Raw genomic sequence first — 19,534 nt, forward strand, 5'->3', positions numbered from 1 at the left:
CGCTGGAGCGCTTTGGTTCACGCGGTTGCACTGCCTGATGTTCATCGCCTTCTTCTTGTGGGTGATATGGCAGGACGTTAAGTTTGACAGACGAGTGGACGCTTTGGTTAGACGCCGACACAGCACCGACACCGCCATTAGACGTGATGAATGAATCCGCAAAATTTGATGGGGTTGCAGGGTAGGCTTTTGGGCGCAAAGCAGGCAAAGTCCTCTTACCCCTAAGCGGACCTTGCTGGCCTGCGCGAACTCGGTAAGGTTGTTGTGAGGCGGTAGAGGAAACCTCCTGCTGCTCCACCCGACGATGCGGCAACTATCATCAGCGCGGGGTGGAGTTCAGTCGAAAGTGTCGGCGCAAGCCACATGAGCGTCGCTAGGGCCAAAAGTCCAGCGAGCAACCCGGCTATCGCGAACGTCCTCTTCCTTTTTGCGCGACACCGCTTCAATAACAGTAGCAAGACGGCAGCGAATGGCGAGACCAGAAGAAGCAAAGGTATTAGCATTAGGCTTGTAAGCACCCACGCGGCCATGGGAGCAGCCCAACCACCCGGTGCACACACTATCAGGCAACTCACATACGTTCCTACGAGGTGGGCGATAACCAGGCTACCTGCTGCATCAAGTACCCGGGTCACAAACGACTTTGCAGAAGAGCTATGCTCACCTTCCATTTATTCCCTCTAACCGCCGAAGTAACAGCGTTTGAATGGTCCCGGCAAAACTGCGTTTCTTTGCAAAACGTGCCTCAGCTTAATAGACGTCGGCGGTGCGCCCGAATTTCGCCAAGCGCGGTCACACATTCTGCTTCAAAACAACGGTAACCGCCGTTCTATTCAAAACCCCTTCGGCCACAAGAGGTGGAAGATCGTACCAAAGAATATTGGCAGGGTGGTGCAGGAGATGATTATGAAGGCGATGAAGCCTAAGAAGGGGTGACGCCGCTCCCACCGGCGCAAGACGACCAAGCTCTCTTTGATTTTCATTGGCTTCATTTACTACGGATTGTAATCTCTTGCCACGGCCAAGTCGGAGCAGTTCATCAACGCGGTAACAGATGCCGAGTAAGCCGCGTAATCAGCTCGATCAGTGATCTTGGCGCAAAGGTGCCGATTTCTGCATTCGGGCCAGAGCGGGCGAGCTAAATTCAAGGAGACGCCTGCAGCATTATACAAGGAAGTGTCCTCAACGACTAAACCACCAGCTCTGCCTCAAGTCCTTGAACTTGTATTTTTGATACATCGCCAACTCGTAGCCGTAGCCCATCCAGAAATCCATGCGCCGCTCTGCCACCGATAATAGGAGACGCCCTGGATAAAGGAATGTTGTCGCACCAAAGAATAGACACCAAAGCAGTATGGGAGGCGCATCGATTAAGAGAGATGCGGGAAAACTTAAGAATGAGCCGATAACACCGAACAGAATTGGAGCACGGCGTGTCACCGCAAAGCTCCAAAAGAGCCATTCGATCAAAAAGCCGGTCATCATGAGAACTCGACCAACCAGCATTTCTGGTCTGTTTCGTTTGCTCATGGTCCTCACGGCCTACGTTTCGCCCAAAAATTTAAATGCTGATACCGCATCGCATGACGATAGCAGGCTGCCCAGAGCAAGCTACTCGGCATCCGTAGGCGGTTGCAAGCCCGGCCGTCGCAATGCCCAAGCGACAAACATAGCAATAAGCCACATGCCGAATACAACGCGATACCAGCGGAGAGACGCCTGACTAACATACGCCACCACCACAAGCCCAATAGCAGCAGCTGTTCCCACAGCCGCCGCGATCAGCCTTTCCTCGCTGGTAGGCTCTGACCGAGGCTGTAAATCGAAGGTCTTACTAATCCGCTCTGCCACTAACAGCCCAAACTTGGTAGCAAGTTCGTCGCCTTTTCGAGGTTCATTTCCGCTAAGGCGCTTTATCGTGATGATGACACCGAGTGCGAACGGGACAACATAAACGACCTCCAGGGGAGTGCCGGTAGCGACTAACAAAGTCGGGATCACAAAAACCGAAAGGACAATCAGTAGGGCGAAGCCCGAGAAGAAGCGGATCATCAGGCAACTCCAGACAAGCAAGTTTATTTAAACTTGCTCTGCCCATTACCGCAGGTCCACCACCACATTTGAATATAGTTGATCGGAAGTTACACGGCTTGCTCCTAGTTTTCACTATCGAGGCGGTAGACCTCCGCGTTGTCTTGCCGCTCTCGCAGCCCCTTAAACGAGGCATGTCGTAGTTGCCTATTGGTCGTCCACGCTCGATATTCAATCTCGGCTATCAACGTCGGCGCGATCCAGACAACGTTACGCTTGTCTTCGTAGGGCACAGGGGGCGTTTTCCGCTTCCAAGTCAGGCGGTCCATCATCGACCGCAGTTCGGACGCTTGGCGGGCCGTAAAACCAGTTCCCACGCTTCCGACATACTCCAGTTGATCGCTTCGATACGCAGCCAGCAGGAGCGACGAGAACGGCGACGAGCTTGACGGCTCGTAGCCGACAATGAAAAAGCCCTCAGATTGTACACATTTGATTTTGACCCAATCACCGTTCCGGCCGGATCGATAAGAACTATCGCGATCTTTGCCGACAATGCCCTCTAGCCCGAGGCGACAGGCATGATCGAGCAGTTCTCGCGGATCAGCGTCGATTTCCTCTGATAGTCGGATCGCCCCTTCTTGACCGTGCAAGGCGTCCTCCAACAGGTGCCGTCGTGCCCCACCCCGGGCACTGCAGCCGAGGCTCGCTGCAGACGGACCACGCTTCATGCGGGCAGCGAGCCTCACTTCTCGCCAATGAAATGAGCCGTTTGCCCGGTCGGTTCGGGCGTTGCGACACACCGCTTTCTGTCTGTAAGTGACTTCCCGAAACTGGATCGTGCCGCTACGGGCGGCTCGCCTTCGCCTGCCCAGTCATGACCGCTCCGCGACTTTACGTTTCGTACCGTCATTCATCACTCAGAAGTCTGCAGAAGAGGTATCTCTTCTCTGCCAGAAGTCTTCTCTGACCCCTAACTCCCGGATACGCGCAAAGCCAACATCTCGCCCGCGAGCAGGCGGCGTCGAGAAGCCATCGAGTCACTTCACGGCACGGTTATCGAACTCTCGCGTTCTTCCGTCCGGGAAACCCAAGTCCGTTGTCGCTTGAGTGACGCACGGCAACTGATGATCAACGCTCCTTTAGGGAACGAAAAATGATCGGGTCGGTTTATGCGGAAAGGAGAATATAATGATCGAAGAGACCGTACTAGCAGAGCAAGATCCGGCAGAGCGATCCCATGAAGTTGTCGAGCGCGAGTTAGAACGTCAAGACGGCATACTAGCAGAAGGGAATGGACAGACTCTGCAATCAGCAGATCAAGCCACTTTTGTTAGGGCGAAGCCCCCCGAACCGTCCGACAACCTAATTATCAATTCTGCGGCAGACGGTACCCGATACGTCAAGGAACATGCCAACGACTGGCCTTCTGACGACCCGATTTCATAATACTAACCGTCCGATCCCATCGGCGTGAACTCTTTACTCCGTGCCAACTCGACTGCTGTTCTGTCTCGCTTACGACTTGCGTCACAGCCATAGCTCAACCGCGATGCACGCTATGGCCATGTAAGTCTGAGCATTGGTATGCACATGAACGAGGAAGAAAAGTTGGCGGAGTTGATTGTACGAATTCGGACAGCTTCAATCCGTACCGTAGGTGATGAGGATGCCCGCATTGAAAAGAGGGAAATGGTCCTTCGAGTGCTCAGACAACTGAGTAAGTTCTACGATTTTTCTGAAGAGAGCGACCGTAGTGCCGAAGACAAGTAGCGTTCGGTCAGTTCAAGTCCGTCGTTCCTCGCGAGATTGAGTGCGGCTCCTATGTGGCTTTCGAGCCCGGCAGATTCGAGCCCTATCTCGACGTTCTCTGCTACAAGCACGATCCCCGAGTAGATCGAGGGCACACCGTCGTCGTCGTGCGAGCAAGACCCCATGCTCAGAAGCGATCTCATACTCCCATCGCTAGTCAGGATTCGATAGGGCGAAACGAAGGGTTTCCCTCCAAGAATGACTTCGTGGATGCGCTTGGCAAGGCGAGGGCGATCATCGGCAACGATACGTTCAAGGATAGATTCGACTGGAATCCCTTTCGCCAGATCGGCTTCACTTATCTCGTAGATAGCCGCAAATGCCGAATCCGCTGTAAGCTTGTTCGTTGTCAAAGACCAGGAGTAGAACCCTGCACCGTTGAGCACGACTTCGATCAGACCGCTGTGCATATTTCCCATGACAGACCCCTTTATAACCAACACCAAAACCTAATTTAGCGATTCCGACAATGGCTTTTCTTCGAAGTGATCAGATCCTTACGGGACTCTAGGTTCGTACGGCGGTCGATTAGATTATCCGGTCGTACGTGGAATGTCGCATACGTTCTGCAGGTCGTTATTACAGCGCCGATCCAGCCAGCTCCAAATTTACCGCAGAGACGTGGCCACGCAAGATCAGCCGAACAGGTCTTTCGTCAATGTCGGCAAGCTACCGAGGCCACCGACCTCCGTGTAACGCGGCAATACCATCATTCGGTCGGCGGGCAGGGGGCGTTGAAGGGCCTTCGCCTCACTCCAGGGCGCGGTCAACCAAATCTCGCATTCTTCCTCCGTTGTCAAAATAACGGGCATGGCCTTCGGATGGATAGGTTTTACGATCTCGTTGGGGTCGGTCGTCAGGAAGGCATAGAGGTCGTGTTCTCCCTCGCGCGGCGCCTTGATCGGTCCCCGTGAGCCGATCCACTTCGTATGGATGCCTGCAAGCATAAACAGCGGCTTGTCCTCGCCGACGACGAACCACCGAAGCGGCTTCTTTTCCGTGGCCGGGTCAGCCGACTGTTCGTACTCGCTGAATGCCGTCGCGGGAACGAGGCAGCGGTTCTCGACGCGGAGCCACTGCTGCCAGTGGGGAAGGAACGTCTTGCGAACGTTAGTTACGCCTCGGTCTGGCTTACCGTCGAGATGCACTTCAGGCGTCGGCATGCCCCAGGTCGAAATCGTCAGTTCGCGCTCGCCTTCGGTGTCCACGCGGATGATCGGTCCTTCGCGATCCGGGTGGACGTTGATCGACGGTGGCAGGTTTCCTTCCCGAAACCGCGTGATGCTGATGAAGTCCCTGATGGCCTGCTGGTTGGTCGTGAAATTGTAGAGGTTGCACATGCCCGTCTCTCCCTTGTCCTGCTTAGATATGCGGCCACGCTGAAGTATCAACAACGCTTTCAATGGCTAGATGACGGCGGAGCGTCATTCACAGGAAGGCCGCTGTTACTTTTTTAATAGGATATTCTAATATAAGTGCATTGCCAGCACGACACCCCCTCGTGGTCGGCGACATGCCTCTGGGATGCCGTTCCAGCTGGTGGAGCGGGCGTGTTGGAGTTGGTAGTTACCGGCTACCGACATGCCCGCTAAAACGACGACCGGTTGGGTAAGACCGGTCATGAGCCCGCAATAATTCCTTAAACAAAAGCCTGATAACCAGTCAGCGTCTTGGCAACGCCTTGCCGAGATGCGTGACGACCGGGGCGGGCGTTTCAAGCATGAACGTCTCGGTCGTTGTCGGCTTCCAAGAAGGCAAAGGTATCAGATCACAGCCATTGCCTTCTTGGTTAGCTCGGTGATCATCAGCCTCACGTTGGAGACGGCGGACACGAAGGTTTCCACTGGTAATTATCTGTCTCTTGCTCGGGTTGACCGTCACTGATAGGTTGTGAGGCGTTGTCATATCTATCGTGACGGCTTGAAGCTTCGTTCCCTACAAGTTGCGATCTTCTCAAACGGCGAGGGCAGGTCAGGGCTATTCGGCTTGCCCTTCGCCTATATCCCGCGAGATAGCGGGGCTTCCAGCCCACAATGCTTCCTTAACCAGAATCACTCATATTCGTGCTGCGTCTGGTGCCGCAATACCAGTAGCTCAGCGAGCATGTCGGCAGTAATTGGTACCTGCTCCCGACATGCTCCGCTACAATCCTTCCTATGATGATCTGCTGCCACCAAGCGCATCTGACCATTGTTCCCCACACTGTTCATTGTTACGCTTATGTTGTTGTCGAGAGTTGATTCCTCCGGCTATGGCAACGAGTGACGCTGGTTCAGCGGTAGGACGTCAGAACCATTGTCTCTACCTGGAACGGTTGCCCTCAACATGCTCCCCGCATGAGCGTCCGTTTCAACGGGAAGGCTGATGAGAGTTGGCCTTCCCAAGTCCCCGATCGTTGAAGCAGCCTGTTGGTGAGCTTGCGTCATAACGGTGACGTTGATAGTGCTTTGGCTGGTCCGAAGCCAAACCCGGACCTCCGACTTGGAAGGTTCTGTCTCCATGACAGCCTTCCCCTTTTCGATCTGCCGAAAAGTGCGACGTGCCCTGTCAGTCAAGCGGTTTCCAGATTTCCTCAATCTGACGACATTTTTATTTTCGGTACGACGCACTATTCCGGCATCTGACGAAATAACGAGCATATAGCAGCCGGAATTGCTTGCTGGGCAGGGGTTCTGGAAATTCATCTTGACGAAATTCGTGGTGGTCGGTTGATGACGTGCACCACTTCAGACACTGGAATATCGTTCGGTACGGGGTCACACAGCCCGATGTAGTTTTCTCACTTCGCCATTCAGATCAATACAGCGGATCGCAGAGATCGGCAGTCGTATCCAATGGTGTCGATCGGATCTGGCAGGGTCAAGCAGTTACCTTCAGGATAGCCATTGCATAAGGTGGCAAAGCTAATCTTTACCCAATTCATTATTTTCATGCTTAGGGGACGCAAACCGGACCCCTTCTCGCGTTGCGAGGTTTACGAGTAGCCCGCGCTAAGAGGCAGGGTTCCCGTTGATTCTACAGATGTTCGTGACTGGTTCCGCAGGTATGACTTTTTGCCAACAAGATATTTTTCAAGGTGTTGTTAAGGCGCTACCCCATTCGAGCGAGATAGTCGCTGGAACGGCACGACATTATGGCCAGCAACCTCTGTCTGAACGTCCTGCTGCCGATCCGGTCGCTCGAAAATCGTGCCGGTGTAGAATGAGGGCAAGCCCGTGGTATCGTGTAGGCATCTGCCGATCGACATGACCTTCTTCATCCGAAAGCCGTCAAATACGGTGTAGCAGATGGAGCCAGCCTCACCACTGAGTATGCCGGTGTGGACTTCAAAAGCCACCCTCTCACGATCGCCGGGGATGATGCGTGCCATGACGTCTTCGATCGTCACACCTCTAACCACCTCATCCAAAGTGAACCCGTAGAGACTGGCGAATATCACATCGCCTGTAAGGCAATTATCCACCACGTTCCAGTTGTAGAACCCTAAGTTAGGAACGTCGTTTTCACTGAAGGCCATCTCAAACCCCTGATCGAATCATACCAATTTTGCCATTAATGCGAGTATTCGTAATTGCTAATTTTAGTCAGTGAGTTGTAGTAGTGAGGGGGGGGGGGGATCGCTCTGTCGCTTACGCCAACAACGCGGAAGTCAAGCAGACTGCTGCAATCATCACGCTCATTAAAACAACCGTCATTAGATGGTTTTGGTGAGGTTTGATCGAGGGGGGCGGGGCGGGTGTGCGTCTTTTGGAACTGGCCAGATAAGGCATGAAGTCTTTCCTATGGTTGTAGAGGAAATGACAAACCGTCAGTTTAGTTCCGATTGTTAATTGTGCGGAAGAAGCCGTTGACTCATATGAATTAAGAGAACACAACAAGAACATTACCCTTCCAGATCAGGTGCGAGATGTCAGCAATTATCCAAGCCGTAACAACGAATGACGTTGAGATCGATCATGCGGAAGCCTTACTGGCCGCGCACGAAGGCGATGCTGTTGCCGCGCTTAGGCACGTCATTGCCGACGCGTCCTTCCTACATGGACAGCTACTGATAGCATCGATGTTCGTTTCTTACGGAGCGGGGGGATGGCGGCCACGGTTCGTTCGGGAGTAGCGCTTCATGGACGCGGTGGAAGCTGTCATTAAGTGCTTGCGGAAGCTTGATTTGAAGCCGGGCGATAACGTCAACATCTACGCCATCGGGGCACCGCTCATCGACATGGGGTTCGACCCGGAAGCAATCATAGATGCTGTCTGTCTAATGGAGGCACAGAAGTTTATTCAACTTATCCCGGGCAATCAAATCTCGATCTTAAAGCCGTTGTAGCAAGCATATTCGATTGATCTAATAAACGACGTTGTTTGCTAGCGAGACTCGATTTGTTTCAGTCTTTCGACTACGTGGGATGATCGTATGGGGACCGGGGCATCTACATGGACAGCATATACATCGTTACGGTCTTCCAAGACGATGTCGAGCGTGTGTTCTTGTGCTCGATGGTGATGCTGTCACCGGACGGCCTTTACTTAGTAAGCCAAGACGGAGGCGAGTATCGTTTCCCATCATCCGATCTAATCGGGATTGAGTCTGTTAGATCGGCAACGGACGTCGCAGAGCGATGGGATCGGCGGTAGCAGACCCGAACGAAAAAAGCCCGTGCGGAAGGAGCCACCACCGCACGAGCTTTCGTCCATCACCAAGGGCAGACATCGGACGACCGGAGAGCCAAAACGATGCCTACTGTCGTTAAAATGCGGATCTGGTCATTTGGTTCCGGACAAACCGCATCGATCGAGTAGTGGCACCTCATCCCGTATACGTTTTCGGTTTTTCATATGGGGAAGGCGGCTGTCGTGAAACCGTGCCGTTTGCAGTCCTCAATAAGTTCTTCGTAGAATGCGAAGAACTCTTCTCTGGCTATTGGTTCGAGCACTAGTCGAGGGCACTCGGCTCCGGCATTTCCCTTTACCTATCGCGGAGCGGTTGCATTCGATCGAGCAGCTCCGACTTTTCTCGTATGGAAGTGAGCGTCGTGGCGTGGTCTGAGGCGGTCTGGAATAGCCACCCATGTGCAGCCTGTTCCAACAGATCATCCTTGTAACTGGCAATAGTGCTCATCGTCATATTGGAGCAAAACCGAACTTCCTCCGGAGCAGTACCGTCGGCCGCCCAATATATAAAGCGCGACCTTAGCGAGCCGGTCAAAGTGAGGGAAGATTGACCGCCTGCGAGAGTCTTCACCTTAAGCGTGTCAATTTGAAATCGGGTATGAAGATGTAGCGAGGCCTTCGGCGGTGCGCCCGATGACCATGATGTCAATGCGTTAGGGCAACGCTTGTGAAATGGCATCGGACTAGCGTCGTGATCGCCGCGACGATGTACATCTTCGCCGACACGTCGCCTGGAGCACCAATTTTGAACGATCCCATTGTTAAGGCTATTCAGGCCAGTATCGTGAGCATTACACTCTCGAACGGAGCATTGGGTGCGAGGCTGGCGAAGCTGTATCTGATGCCCGATGCGGAGTTGCTCGTGGCGCTACTGGCTGATGGAGAGAACCTGTCATTCAACCGGGAGCGGGTGAAGAAATTGACGACTTCCCAGTTGAAGACTGAGTTAGAAGCATGGCTATAAAGTCGCAGGGGGCGACTAGACCTCTTTGCGCCAGCAATAATCGGATACCGGCCGGTATCCGGGTATGGATCGGTAGTACAGGGCGGGTGGTGTTGCTCCCCGCGCGTTTAATGGAACGCCTCTCTAATATTCCTGTGCGGAACTCGGCGGATACGACGAATTCCGATATTCAGCCAATCCCTTAGTATACAATCACGCCGGGTATTTGGATTGGAGCACAGGATAATGCGCGGTCGTCGAAATGGAGCAGCGGAACATCTCTTCAGCAAAGGAGATTGGTTCGCGACCCAAGAGCAATGGAAAAAGCAGCTTTTGGAAGCCATTGAGCGGATAAATGGCGATGAACTGCTCAATACGTCGACGACTGATCTTGCTCGATATCACGCCAGCGATATGGCCTTCGATGTGCCGAAAATCTACCCCGACGATCTTGTCGTTGAACAGCGCGAGACGCAAATCGACATTAGCCGTGACCATAATAGGTGGATCGAGGACCGGTCTCGGCCGCACTACATTACGGGAACAGCGGTCGATGTGGAAATCCCGTTCACCGGGAACAAAATTGGCTTTGACATCCAGCCATCTACCCGAAACTTCAGCAATCCCATGGCTGTCGTCAGTGACGGTGTCGTTTCATTCTCGATCACGGGCACCGATCTAACTGCGGAACGGGTGAGGCAGGAAATTGACCGTCTCGTGAACTCGATCAACGAGCATCTTGGATGGCTCGCGAACGACGCGAAGTCGTACAATGCGAGCTTGCAAGGCCTAGCGACACAGGCGATTGAGCGCCGCAAAGAGAAACTTCTCAAAGATAAGTCGCTCGTCGCAGGCCTGGGGTTCAAGATGAAGGAGCGCCCCGGCGCCAGCCAGACGTTCGCAGCAACGTCAGTGCGCCGGGTCATTCGCCCGGGCGTCCCCAAGCCCGTGGCTTCTCGTGAACCATTCAAACCAGAGCCGATCCTCACCGGCGACGACTACGAGCATATTCTCTCGGTTCTGGAGAATATGGTCGGGGTTATGGAGCAAAGCCCGGGTGCATTTCGCGAGATAGATGAGGAAAGCCTACGAACGCATTTCCTGGTTCAGCTTAATGGCCAATACTCTGGCGCCGCAACGGCAGAAACCTTCAACTACGAGGGCAAGTCCGACATCCTAATCAAGGTCGACGGAAAGAACATCTTCGTGGGCGAGTGCAAGTTCTGGACTGGCGAAAAGGGATATCTTGAAACCTTGGACCAGGTTCTTTCCTATTTGAGCTGGCGAGACACGAAGGCCGCCGTCCTGGTTTTCAATCGTAACAAGGATTTTGGGGGGGTTCTCGCCAAGATCGAGGAAGCGACGCCGAGCCACCCGAACTTCAAAAAAATGACCAAGAAGCGCTCCGAGAGCAGCTGGACCTATCTCTTCGGACACAAGGATGATGCGAACAGGGAGATCACGATCACGGTCCAGGCGTATAATGTGCCCGAGAGGATCAAGCCCCGTCTGTAGCGATCGCATAAGAACAATAGTTGGGACCGGAAATGAAAAAAGCAATCAACGGTGGTAGCGGACATTCGTTGCTGAACCGATGACAACGAACTTATCACTTCGGCTGGCGCCTCTACTGAACGGCACCTCAGAAGTAGTAGTCCTTGGCGATCAGCTGCGGTGATTGTAAAGGCGGCTGTCACTAGTTCGGCCATAACCCACATATTATGTTGAACTGGACGTCCGACAGAAGCGAGGCTGAAAGATTGGCACACGTCCTGGCAATAGGAAAGTCGGATCAATACACCTACTGGCGAGACATAGTCCCTGGTGTCGCTCGCCTTACCTCGGAGATACTGCTCGCCTCGCTGTCCAGTGCGAACGTCTTCACAGCGGTGGTACCGATACCCATAGCTTTGATGATTTCCAGCGCCCCGCCATCTGCGGCCAACCTCGCCTGGAGTTTTGAGAAGTCCCCGCAGAACTCGGTCTCCGCTGCTATGTCGCCAACTGTGTTGCGGGCGACCCCTGAAATTTCGAAGCCGACCGTCCTTACCTGCATGGATATCGAAGGATTTCCACCTACCTCGACGCCATACGCCGGTGTCTTGGTACTCTTGAGGACGACCCGACCGTTTTCAACCCAAGCTGTCTCCATGCCCTCTTTCACCTCGTATCCGAGGTCCGACAGGCCGTTGAGGATGGCGCGTCGGCGCTCAATCGCGGCTCTTCGCTCGACCAGTGCCAGCAATGTCTCTTTCGATGAGCCAATTTCACCAAGGATCGCCGGGAGGTCGGCCTTCTCTTGTAGCAGGCGAGCAATCGCTTGGAGATGCGGTTCTACCGTCGGGTCTCCAAGATATTTCAGCTCGCCCTCGATCCCGCGCAGCTCCGCGATGGCAGCCGTCTTTGCCACGGCGGCCTTATGGGCATTCCCGATGTCGAGCGCCAAGCTATCGATCAGCAGTGGACGTCGATTAGAGTCATCTGTCGCCAGCTTGTCTAGGCGGTCTGCGAACGCCTGGGATACTTCAGGGTCTAGGGCGTGCAGTTCTTCGTACCTGCGCTCTACGATCAATAGGCCCGGGTCGTCTGCTAGCTGACGTTCTTGGCCAGCCAGCCATTCAGCTAGGGTCGAGCGCTTGTCATCTCCGGCTAGCCGCGACGCCAGATTGCGTTGCCTATCGGTGACGGCTGCAGGAGCGGTGGACGGTTGAAGCAAACCAAAGCCTTGGCGGACCGCCTGACGCAGCTCCTCTTGTTTGACGGTCTCTGGCCGCAGAAGGGCAGGTGGGACTACAAGTCCTTTCGCCGCCAATGCGCTCGATAGGGATGCGGCTGCTCTCACCAGCTGCCGCGCTTCCTTCCGGGCAGCAGCCTTCCTTTCAGCAACCGCAGCAACGCGCCTCTCTACGTCCGAAGTGAGAAAGCCGATCTCAAGCGGAACCTGCTTTTGAAGCTCCACGAATTTATCGGCTGCAAGGAGCTGCTGCATGGCGGTTACGCGAGTGTTTGCAATGTCAATGTCCTCGGGCGCTAGAACGCCATTGCGCTCTCCGACCTTTTGCCACTGAGCAACCGCAGCCTTTAGCATAGCGATCTGCCTCTCACAGATGGCTATGATCTCTTCGCGTGTGACAATCCTGACAACCTTCGGACCGCTCATTCTGCCGCCTCCTTGCGAACAGTGTTCTCAACCGCAAGCCGTAGGCGTTGCCGCTCCTCTTCGCGGGCATGGTACCATCCATGCGACGACACGCGGTGGATGATCGGAATCGAGCGACGAAGTACCGATGGCCGCCAAATTTCACGCGCCCTCGCACTGTCCAGTATGCGGTGGCGTGGCGCGTCGCATTCGATGCCAAGTCCGTATAGGCCAGTCGACGGGTCTTCGACAGCGAAGTCGAGACCAAAGGCGCTGCCGTCATTTACCTGGTTCGAAGATACTCCAAGCTCCGTCAGGTACGCAGCAACCGAAGACGCAAAGCCATCAAGGCTGTCACCGTCCCGGTGCTGTGATCCCGATCGTTCTATCGTCATGCTAGCGAGGAGATTGCGACCGTTGTCGAACTCGCCGTCGGATATAGTGCGGGCATATTCGAGGTAACCCTGAAGGTAATCTCTGGGAATGTTGGGCTTCCGACGGCTGCTCATCATGTCAGATACATCGTTCACGGGTATAGACGTCACCATGATGACTTTGGCCCGTGCTCGGGTCACCGCAACATTCAGTCGACGTTCGCCGCCCTTTTGACCCAATACACCAAAGTTTCGGCGGAACGTTCCCTGCTGATTTCTCCCAAACGTCGAAGAGAAAATGATGTAGTCACGCTCGTCGCCTTGAACGTTCTCGACGTTTTTGACAAAAAACCCTACATCTTCACCACCTTCATGCCGATCACGCTCCTTGGCAAGCATTGCTCGGAACCAGTCGTCGCCTTCGGCATATTTTTCGAGGATATCCTCGATTAGATCCGCCTGCTTACGATTGAATGTGACAACACCCACCGTTGGTGTGCGGCCAGGCTTCCTCCAAACATCAACAAGGACGTCAATAACCCTGCGTGCTTCGATCTCGTTCGTTTGATCGATATAGATCCCGTCCGCCCGAATGACTTCGATAGGCTTCGCACGAAGGATTTCCTCGTCTGGATGGCGAACCGGCACGCTGAGGCGGTTTGCGTAGAACGAGGCGTTCGAGAAGGAGATCAGCTCTCGGTAAGCGGATCGATAATGAATTTGCAGAGTGGTGGTCGGCAGAACTGACTTGCCTAGCTGGAGAAGGTCTGGGCAGTCTTTGATCTCACGACGGTTCCAGCTTTCGTTATAGGTTTCCCGCTCGACTTCCGTTGCATCCTCGTCGAGATCATCCCCGTCGAACACATCGGCTTCGTCATTTTCGACCTTGCTGGCAAAGAACGCCGTCGGTGGCATCTGCTTCTCGTCGCCGCTGATGATAACGACTTCGCCCCGGAACAGTGTGGGAAGGGCGTACTCGACGGGCATCTGCGACGCTTCGTCGTAGATGACCGTATCGAACATGCTTTTACGGAGCGGAAGTATTCTACTGGCCACGTCAGGGTTCATGAGCCAGACGGGGCGCAACTCCATCAGCCCCAGGTCTGGGCCCTTTTCAAGGAATTCACGCAGGCGCTGTGCCCGCTGTCCGCGCAACCGGGTGATTGGCTCCCAATCTCGTTGCGACGACACTCGTGCAGCGTCGATCCCGTGCGTCAGCATCTGCCGGTTCGCCCGTCGCATTGCCGTCTCTGCTTCTTCAACTGAACGGACTTTCGCCTCAAGTTCGGGAGTTTCATAAAGAAGTCTCGGATCCTCACTCTCCAAGCGAGTTTTCCAGGCGAGCATGGCTTCACGCTTAATGATCCTCCTGACTTCCTCTTCCAGCTGATGGACAGGGATCTCCGCTAGCTCGGATGCTTTCGGACGAAGAAGCTTGAAGATTTCTAACGCATGGCTCGAAAGAGCACTCGCTCGAATTCGAAAGCGTTGAAAGGGCTCAAGCGTTGGCCTTCCCTGGACGATACTCGCGATTGAGCCGCTGTTCCCGCCGTCTTCCTCAATTGCCTTGAGCCTGTCGGCTGACCAACCTGATCCGAACCATTGAGAAACGATTTCCAGAGATGCACGACTGAACTGCTTTGCTTCAAAACGTTCGAAGGCCTGCTGAGCGCTGTCGCGTAGTTTCTGATATTCCGACAGCGAAGCTGAAGCGATAACCTTCTCCAAGTCCAATCGGCGGGGAAAGGTCATTGCCCTGTCGGCCAGTGATTGGGTGCTTTCAATAGCTTCAGCGCGGTGAGCGGCAATGGCTGCAATGTCGTTGCTTAACAGATCATCCGTGACGAGTGCCGCCTCGCCAAATAAATGGAGCGTTGCCGTTAGATCGCGTCGGATGGGGCGAAGCTGCTTCTCCCAATTAAGTGCAGCGTTGAAAGCTGGTATGTCCGGCGGCTCCAACGCCTGCGAGCTTAGGAACGTCTTGACCTTTCGTAAGCGCAGCCAACGAATTGGATTGAGTGCGCCGAGGGTCGAGGGAACTTTGACCAGTGAAGCGGCCTCGATACCCCAAGTCTCCAGATCCTCATCAGTAAGATCGATCGTCTGCTTGCGGTACGGCTCGCTCGGCGGCTTTCCCTGCAGTGCGCCTATGGCCTTTTCGACTTGCCTCAGACGGCTGACCCCGGTCAGGGCTTTGGTTGTGCCATTTTGATGAGTGCAGAGCCGATACCATCGAGCCAACTCACCACGGTCGGTGTCATCAAGTGCGGAAAAAGCTGTGTCGTTGTGGTCGTACCAAGTGCGATACGGAGCAGGATCGTCCATCGCCAGAGCCTGATCGGTACGAGCAAGAACGGTGAGACGTTCCGCTTCACTGGAGGCAAAGGCAGCCAGTTCCTCATCAAAAGCGGCGGAATTTGCAGCGTCGGCCGTAAATGTTTTCAGCGCTTCAAGCGGATTTCCTTCAAACCTGGCGGGAAGCCAGTATCTGGCCTGGGGAGCGCATGCCTCAACCAACGTCTCGATTTCGATAGGGCTTAACGCGCTGAGCGATCGCCGAAGTGCAGGAACGTCGAGAGGCGGGGTAGGCGTCTCTAGTCCGATGAGTTCGCCAAGGAGCGTCCGATAGGAAAGACCGATCTGGTCGTCGACCTTATGGAGAGCCTCATGGTGATTGTTCAAGTCGCTCTCAACGGCCTGTATTCGGGTCGCGAGGTTCTGCCTATCGCGTTTCCATCCTTCATTCGCTCGGCTACCATGCAGAGATTCCAGCTGAGCACGAATGGCATTGATGATCGGCTCTCGGTCACGGTTAACGTCGGTGACCATGAAGATGCGATCTTCGAGGCCTTCGGCTTCGAGCCGCTTCTTCACGACTTCAAGCGCTGCCTGCTTCTGGCAAATCACCAGCAGGCTTTTCTTTCGGCCAATAGCATCCGCGACCATGTTGACGATGGTTTGGCTCTTACCCGTGCCAGGAGGGCCCTCGATGAGAAGGCCGGGCGCATACCTTGCTTCGAGGACCGCTGCCTCCTGGGAGGGATCGCTCGCCACGGTGAAGAAGCGATCAATTTCCGCAGGCTTCTCGCGGACCGTCGACTGTGGTGGCGCGTCCGTCACTTTGAGAGCAGTTTCCAGAGCACTTCCGGTCAACTGCTTGCTCTTCATCTGGCGAAGGTCTTCGACGATCGCCTGACCCATGTAAGCGAGATGGAACAGAGCACCGGAACAAGCGATCGCACTTTCTCCAAAAGCCGCATCTGCGTCCTTGCCGGGCAACTTGGCCAAAGTGCGCCCGTCGACTTTTGCCAGGCCACCAAAACCATCCACCACATCGGCGGCCGTCAGAGTTGCCCTGCCGAGTAGATCATTGGCCGCCTCTTGCCAGCGTCTGGAGGCATCAATGCCAATCATCCCCTCGAACGCAGGGTTTAGACGGACTTCGTCGCGATCCCGGTCGAAGGCAATGGTGGCATGACCCCGGTTACCAACTTCGGGAACAAGTTTCACCGGCCATAGCAGGATGGGAGCGATCTTCGGCTTCCGACGATCGTCGCGATGAATGAGGAACGGGAACCCAAGGTAGAGCCCGTCGATACCCGTATCTCGCTTGTATAGCGTGGCATGGGCGTGAAGTGAGCGAAGTCGGCGTTCCAGGGTCTCCGAAGCGCTGAAGGCAGCTGGATCCAAATCTACAGAACGATCTGTTCGGGCAAGGATGTGATCCAGCAAGGCTGGGGCAGGCCGCCGAGCAGTGCCAAGCTCGTAGAGGTCAACGCGTGGCGTCGTCTTACCTATCACCATTCGGGTCAGCGGCCCACGTAGGATGCTACCGGAGATTTTCTTTGAAAAGTAATCCAGCAGCGTAGAGACATAGTTTTGCTTTGGCGGCTCCTGCCAAGCATCCGTCGGAATTGATATAAGAACGAGGGCGCGGTCGAGGCCTATCCGCCTATCTAGGCGGAATTGATCGGCCCACTCATCGACACGCTCAACGTTGCAACGAGCAAATCCTGCAAGACGTTGATCGATTAATGCATGAAGATCGCGGCGAGACCGTCCTAGCATTTCGCGGCTTTGCTCACGGTCGAAGAGCGCGACGCCAGCTCGGTCGGCGGTAGCTGTTGCCTCCTCCAAGATGTCATCGACCGAACGGAATTGTCCGACTTCAGCGGCGAGCAGAAGTATGAAGTCCTCGTCGGTGGTTTGCCGCCTCTCGATCAACGAATTGAGGCCGGGGTGATCGGTGTCCGGCAGGATACGACGTTTTTCAGACCACAGAGCTGCAAGTCGGGCTTTCGAACTGGCCAGCAGATGAACCTGAAGGTCTTCTTCGTTGAGTGCGATCGCGAACTGCTTCGCCTTCTCGCGCACCGAGATACCACGTTGCTTCATCCGCTGTAGCCACAGTTCGGCATCAAGTCTGGCTAGAATGTCGGCCGCTGGCCCGAATATCAGCTCCGTGCCCTCAGCCGGGTGATCAAGAAGCCAGCCAGGTGTGACTATGTTACCCTTTACGATCAGCGGCATCGCGGGATGCAGAATTTTCAAAGCCAAGGACAGACGGAGATCGTCCGACAAGCCTTCGGTGTGGGACAAACGTCTGATGGCCGATTGGACGTTGTCTTCCAGACCTGCGTCCCGAGCCCAAGTTGCGATGACACCGCGAGCGACCTGGATCCGGGCCTCATCCCAATTTCCTGGTTCGGCAGCAGCAAGGGAGTATGCGGAGGCTTTTCGATAGGGTTTACCCGCTAAGATAATGGCTGCCTTACCTTCGACGTCGGCATCGCGCATGGAGCTTTGCGGGACCTCGACGACTTCTCGATCATACCATGAGCGAACCTCATTCCATTGCCAGCGCTCGCGGTGGTCCCGCACCAGTAGGCCTCGCAGCAGAACTTCGATCGACGGGTCAAGGTTGTTGGGAATGTCTACGCCGTCGGTCAGGACGTGGATGAGAAACGCTTGCTCATTTACCCCGTCAAAGCACGTCCCGCCTGTAGCAATTTCCAGCGCGACCATTCCAAGGCTCCACCAATCCGATGCAGCCGCGACCCCGCCTGCAATCGCTTCAGGCGCCATATACCTGGTCGTGTCCAACGGCGCGACGATGTCGAGGTCGTAATCCGAAAGTCTGGCCGAACCAAACCCAGTTATCACAAGATCAAGCGGCTGCAGCGACCGGACAAGGATGTTCGATGGCCGTATGTCGCGGTGTCGAAGCCCAGCTTGCGAGAAGGAGCCAAGGGCCTTTGCGATCTCGAACACGATTGTCCGTATCACCTCGACATCGCGACCGTCGAAGCGGAGGCTCTCAAGGTCTCCACCAGTGGTCTCTTCAGCGATTTCGTAGGCACGCTCGTGCCACCGGCCGACATCATAGATGACAGGTAGGTGATCGTCCGGCAGGTTCCTTACAGCGTCGTAAACGGCGGTATCAGGCTCCGAGCCGTCCGTGTAGAGGGTGAGAATGCCCCGCCGCTCGGTGTCCTTCTCAATTGCGAGGAAGCGCTCGCGAACGGCGCTAGGAGAGGGCAGGCGGCTTTCGATAGTCCAACCCGCGACTTCCGTTACAACCTCACCCGGCATGTCATCAGCGGGGATTGTTGGGCCTGATGATTCCTCAGCCGTCGGTGCCTGTGCTACGACGTCTGCACCGCAGACCATGCATATGAGATCACCGTCATCGACCACATGTCCGTTTGCGCAAAGCCGAGAGGCGGCCTCTACAACTACAGCCGTTGTAACCCCGGAATTAGCCTCGATCTGCTGGCCAGGCTCCCGTGCGGTGACCGTTGTCAGGTCCCAGTTGCAAGTGCCGCCATCGTCGAGGACGCCTTCGCAATAAAACTCGCTGAGCGGTCTCTCTGTCTTGCAGTTTGGGCAAAATCTAATCATTGAGGTTTCCACTCCGGCCGCGTATCGAACGATCTTGCGTTGTGAGTACTTGATGGTGCTGTTCGTTCAGGACCGTTGCCAAGCGCTCGAAGTCATCCCGTGCCGGTATGCCCGCCATCCAAACTTCTCCAGTTTCACCCATCATGAGGTCAAATCGGCGATCTTCAGAGCCGATCGGACGCTCATAGGATGAGAGGCGATTCTGCCCAAGTAAGGTGAAGAGATGGAGGCGCTGGTTGTCGCTGCCACGCAATGCTTTTGTTTGCGGTGCCTCGACCTCGTATGGATCTGAGATAAGGGCGTCGATGAGACCCGTCATCCCCTCCAGAGGCTGTGAAATGCTTTCGAAGGGATACCCGGAAAAGACCAAAATGTCGGCTTTCGTGTAGGTTCGGATGCCTCTCAGTAGCTCGTTCAAGGCATTTGGCTGATCGAACGGCTCTCCGCCGGATATCGTGACGCCGTCGGCTTGAGGAAACCAGTCGGCCATCGCGAGGAGCACCTGCTCTATCGTGGTCTGGCCGCGACCTGCCGCCCAAGTGTCCGCTGAAATGCATCCTGGGCAGCGTATCGAGCAGCCTTGCATCCAGATTCCGATTCGATTTCCCGGACCAAGTGTGGTCACGGGGAAATGGATACGGGACAAGGAGATCGTTGACATGA

Annotated in this window: 12 protein-coding genes and 1 pseudogene; 4 read left to right on the forward strand and 9 right to left on the reverse strand. The window is 55.0% G+C overall.

The features are described from left to right. Window positions 1–1,182: 1,182 nt before the first annotated feature. The 3 genes and pseudogenes from ASG19_RS08850 to ASG19_RS08860 form a co-directional block, all read right to left on the reverse strand. Window positions 1,183–1,530: a hypothetical protein gene (locus ASG19_RS08850; RefSeq protein WP_156466464.1), complete on the reverse strand. Its 348-nt coding sequence runs from the start codon at window positions 1,528–1,530 to the stop codon at window positions 1,183–1,185. Window positions 1,531–1,611: 81 nt separating this feature from the next. Continuing rightward, on the reverse strand, window positions 1,612–2,052 hold the full coding sequence (locus ASG19_RS08855; protein WP_062455375.1) for a hypothetical protein: 441 nt from the start codon (window positions 2,050–2,052) through the stop codon (window positions 1,612–1,614). 104 nt (window positions 2,053–2,156) lie between these two features. Beyond that, window positions 2,157–2,711: pseudogene (locus tag ASG19_RS08860) on the reverse strand (ATP-dependent DNA ligase); the annotation flags it as partial. Between the two features lie 511 nt (window positions 2,712–3,222). Here ASG19_RS08860 and ASG19_RS08865 point away from each other — a divergent pair. Next, a complete protein-coding gene (locus ASG19_RS08865; protein ID WP_062455378.1) occupies window positions 3,223–3,480 on the forward strand; it encodes a hypothetical protein in 258 nt (85 codons plus the stop codon). A gap of 278 nt (window positions 3,481–3,758) precedes the next feature. Here the strand turns inward: ASG19_RS08865 and ASG19_RS08870 are convergent, their stop codons facing one another. From ASG19_RS08870 to ASG19_RS08885, 3 genes are all read right to left on the reverse strand, one after another. After that, on the reverse strand, window positions 3,759–4,262 hold the full coding sequence (locus ASG19_RS08870) for a PAS domain-containing protein (protein ID WP_062457861.1): 504 nt from the start codon (window positions 4,260–4,262) through the stop codon (window positions 3,759–3,761). A gap of 216 nt (window positions 4,263–4,478) precedes the next feature. Beyond that, on the reverse strand, window positions 4,479–5,183 hold the full coding sequence (locus tag ASG19_RS08875; RefSeq protein ID WP_062455380.1) for an SOS response-associated peptidase: 705 nt from the start codon (window positions 5,181–5,183) through the stop codon (window positions 4,479–4,481). A 1,742-nt stretch (window positions 5,184–6,925) separates the two neighbouring features. Beyond that, window positions 6,926–7,360 (reverse strand): hypothetical protein, encoded by a 435-nt coding sequence (locus ASG19_RS08885; protein ID WP_062455383.1) that lies wholly within the window; start codon window positions 7,358–7,360, stop codon window positions 6,926–6,928. Window positions 7,361–7,963: 603 nt separating this feature from the next. Here ASG19_RS08885 and ASG19_RS08895 point away from each other — a divergent pair. The 3 genes from ASG19_RS08895 (at window position 7,964) to ASG19_RS08910 (ending at window position 10,972) form a co-directional block, all read left to right on the forward strand. Further along, the gene (locus ASG19_RS08895; RefSeq protein ID WP_062455387.1) at window positions 7,964–8,170 is read left to right on the forward strand and encodes a hypothetical protein; all 207 of its coding nucleotides are present in this window, start codon (window positions 7,964–7,966) and stop codon (window positions 8,168–8,170) included. Window positions 8,171–9,205: 1,035 nt separating this feature from the next. Then, entirely contained in the window at window positions 9,206–9,478 is a 273-nt protein-coding gene (locus ASG19_RS08905; protein ID WP_062455391.1) for a hypothetical protein, read from the forward strand. 225 nt (window positions 9,479–9,703) lie between these two features. Next, window positions 9,704–10,972, forward strand: a complete 1,269-nt coding sequence (locus tag ASG19_RS08910; protein ID WP_244476129.1) for a hypothetical protein — start codon at window positions 9,704–9,706, stop codon at window positions 10,970–10,972. 286 nt (window positions 10,973–11,258) lie between these two features. Here the strand turns inward: ASG19_RS08910 and ASG19_RS08915 are convergent, their stop codons facing one another. The 3 genes from ASG19_RS08915 to ASG19_RS08925 are packed head-to-tail and all read right to left on the reverse strand — an operon-like array spanning window position 11,259 to window position 19,532. Further along, a complete protein-coding gene (locus ASG19_RS08915) occupies window positions 11,259–12,617 on the reverse strand; it encodes a hypothetical protein (protein WP_062455393.1) in 1,359 nt (452 codons plus the stop codon). Further along, entirely contained in the window at window positions 12,614–18,871 is a 6,258-nt protein-coding gene (locus ASG19_RS08920) for an AAA domain-containing protein (RefSeq protein WP_062455395.1), read from the reverse strand. Before ASG19_RS08920 ends, ASG19_RS08915 begins: the two co-directional genes overlap by 4 nt. Beyond that, window positions 18,864–19,532: a 4Fe-4S single cluster domain-containing protein gene (locus ASG19_RS08925; protein WP_062455397.1), complete on the reverse strand. Its 669-nt coding sequence runs from the start codon at window positions 19,530–19,532 to the stop codon at window positions 18,864–18,866. Before ASG19_RS08925 ends, ASG19_RS08920 begins: the two co-directional genes overlap by 8 nt. Window positions 19,533–19,534 lie beyond the last annotated feature (2 nt).

The organism is Rhizobium sp. Leaf306, assembly GCF_001423425.1.
Classification (GTDB): Bacteria; Pseudomonadota; Alphaproteobacteria; order Rhizobiales; family Rhizobiaceae; genus Neorhizobium; species Neorhizobium soli.

What these genes read in the sequence shown, in the direction of transcription:
- ASG19_RS08850 (WP_156466464.1), bottom strand. Translation starts at nt 1,530, where the DNA reads ATGAGCAAACGAAACAGACCAGAAATGCTGGTTGGTCGAGTTCTCATG.
- ASG19_RS08855 (WP_062455375.1), bottom strand. Translation starts at nt 2,052, where the DNA reads ATGATCCGCTTCTTCTCGGGCTTCGCCCTACTGATTGTCCTTTCGGTT.
- ASG19_RS08865 (WP_062455378.1), top strand. Translation starts at nt 3,223, where the DNA reads ATGATCGAAGAGACCGTACTAGCAGAGCAAGATCCGGCAGAGCGATCC.
- ASG19_RS08870 (WP_062457861.1), bottom strand. Translation starts at nt 4,262, where the DNA reads ATGGGAAATATGCACAGCGGTCTGATCGAAGTCGTGCTCAACGGTGCA.
- ASG19_RS08875 (WP_062455380.1), bottom strand. Translation starts at nt 5,183, where the DNA reads ATGTGCAACCTCTACAATTTCACGACCAACCAGCAGGCCATCAGGGAC.
- ASG19_RS08885 (WP_062455383.1), bottom strand. Translation starts at nt 7,360, where the DNA reads ATGGCCTTCAGTGAAAACGACGTTCCTAACTTAGGGTTCTACAACTGG.
- ASG19_RS08895 (WP_062455387.1), top strand. Translation starts at nt 7,964, where the DNA reads ATGGACGCGGTGGAAGCTGTCATTAAGTGCTTGCGGAAGCTTGATTTG.
- ASG19_RS08910 (WP_244476129.1), top strand. Translation starts at nt 9,704, where the DNA reads ATGCGCGGTCGTCGAAATGGAGCAGCGGAACATCTCTTCAGCAAAGGA.
- ASG19_RS08915 (WP_062455393.1), bottom strand. Translation starts at nt 12,617, where the DNA reads ATGAGCGGTCCGAAGGTTGTCAGGATTGTCACACGCGAAGAGATCATA.
- ASG19_RS08920 (WP_062455395.1), bottom strand. Translation starts at nt 18,871, where the DNA reads ATGATTAGATTTTGCCCAAACTGCAAGACAGAGAGACCGCTCAGCGAG.
- ASG19_RS08925 (WP_062455397.1), bottom strand. Translation starts at nt 19,532, where the DNA reads ATGTCAACGATCTCCTTGTCCCGTATCCATTTCCCCGTGACCACACTT.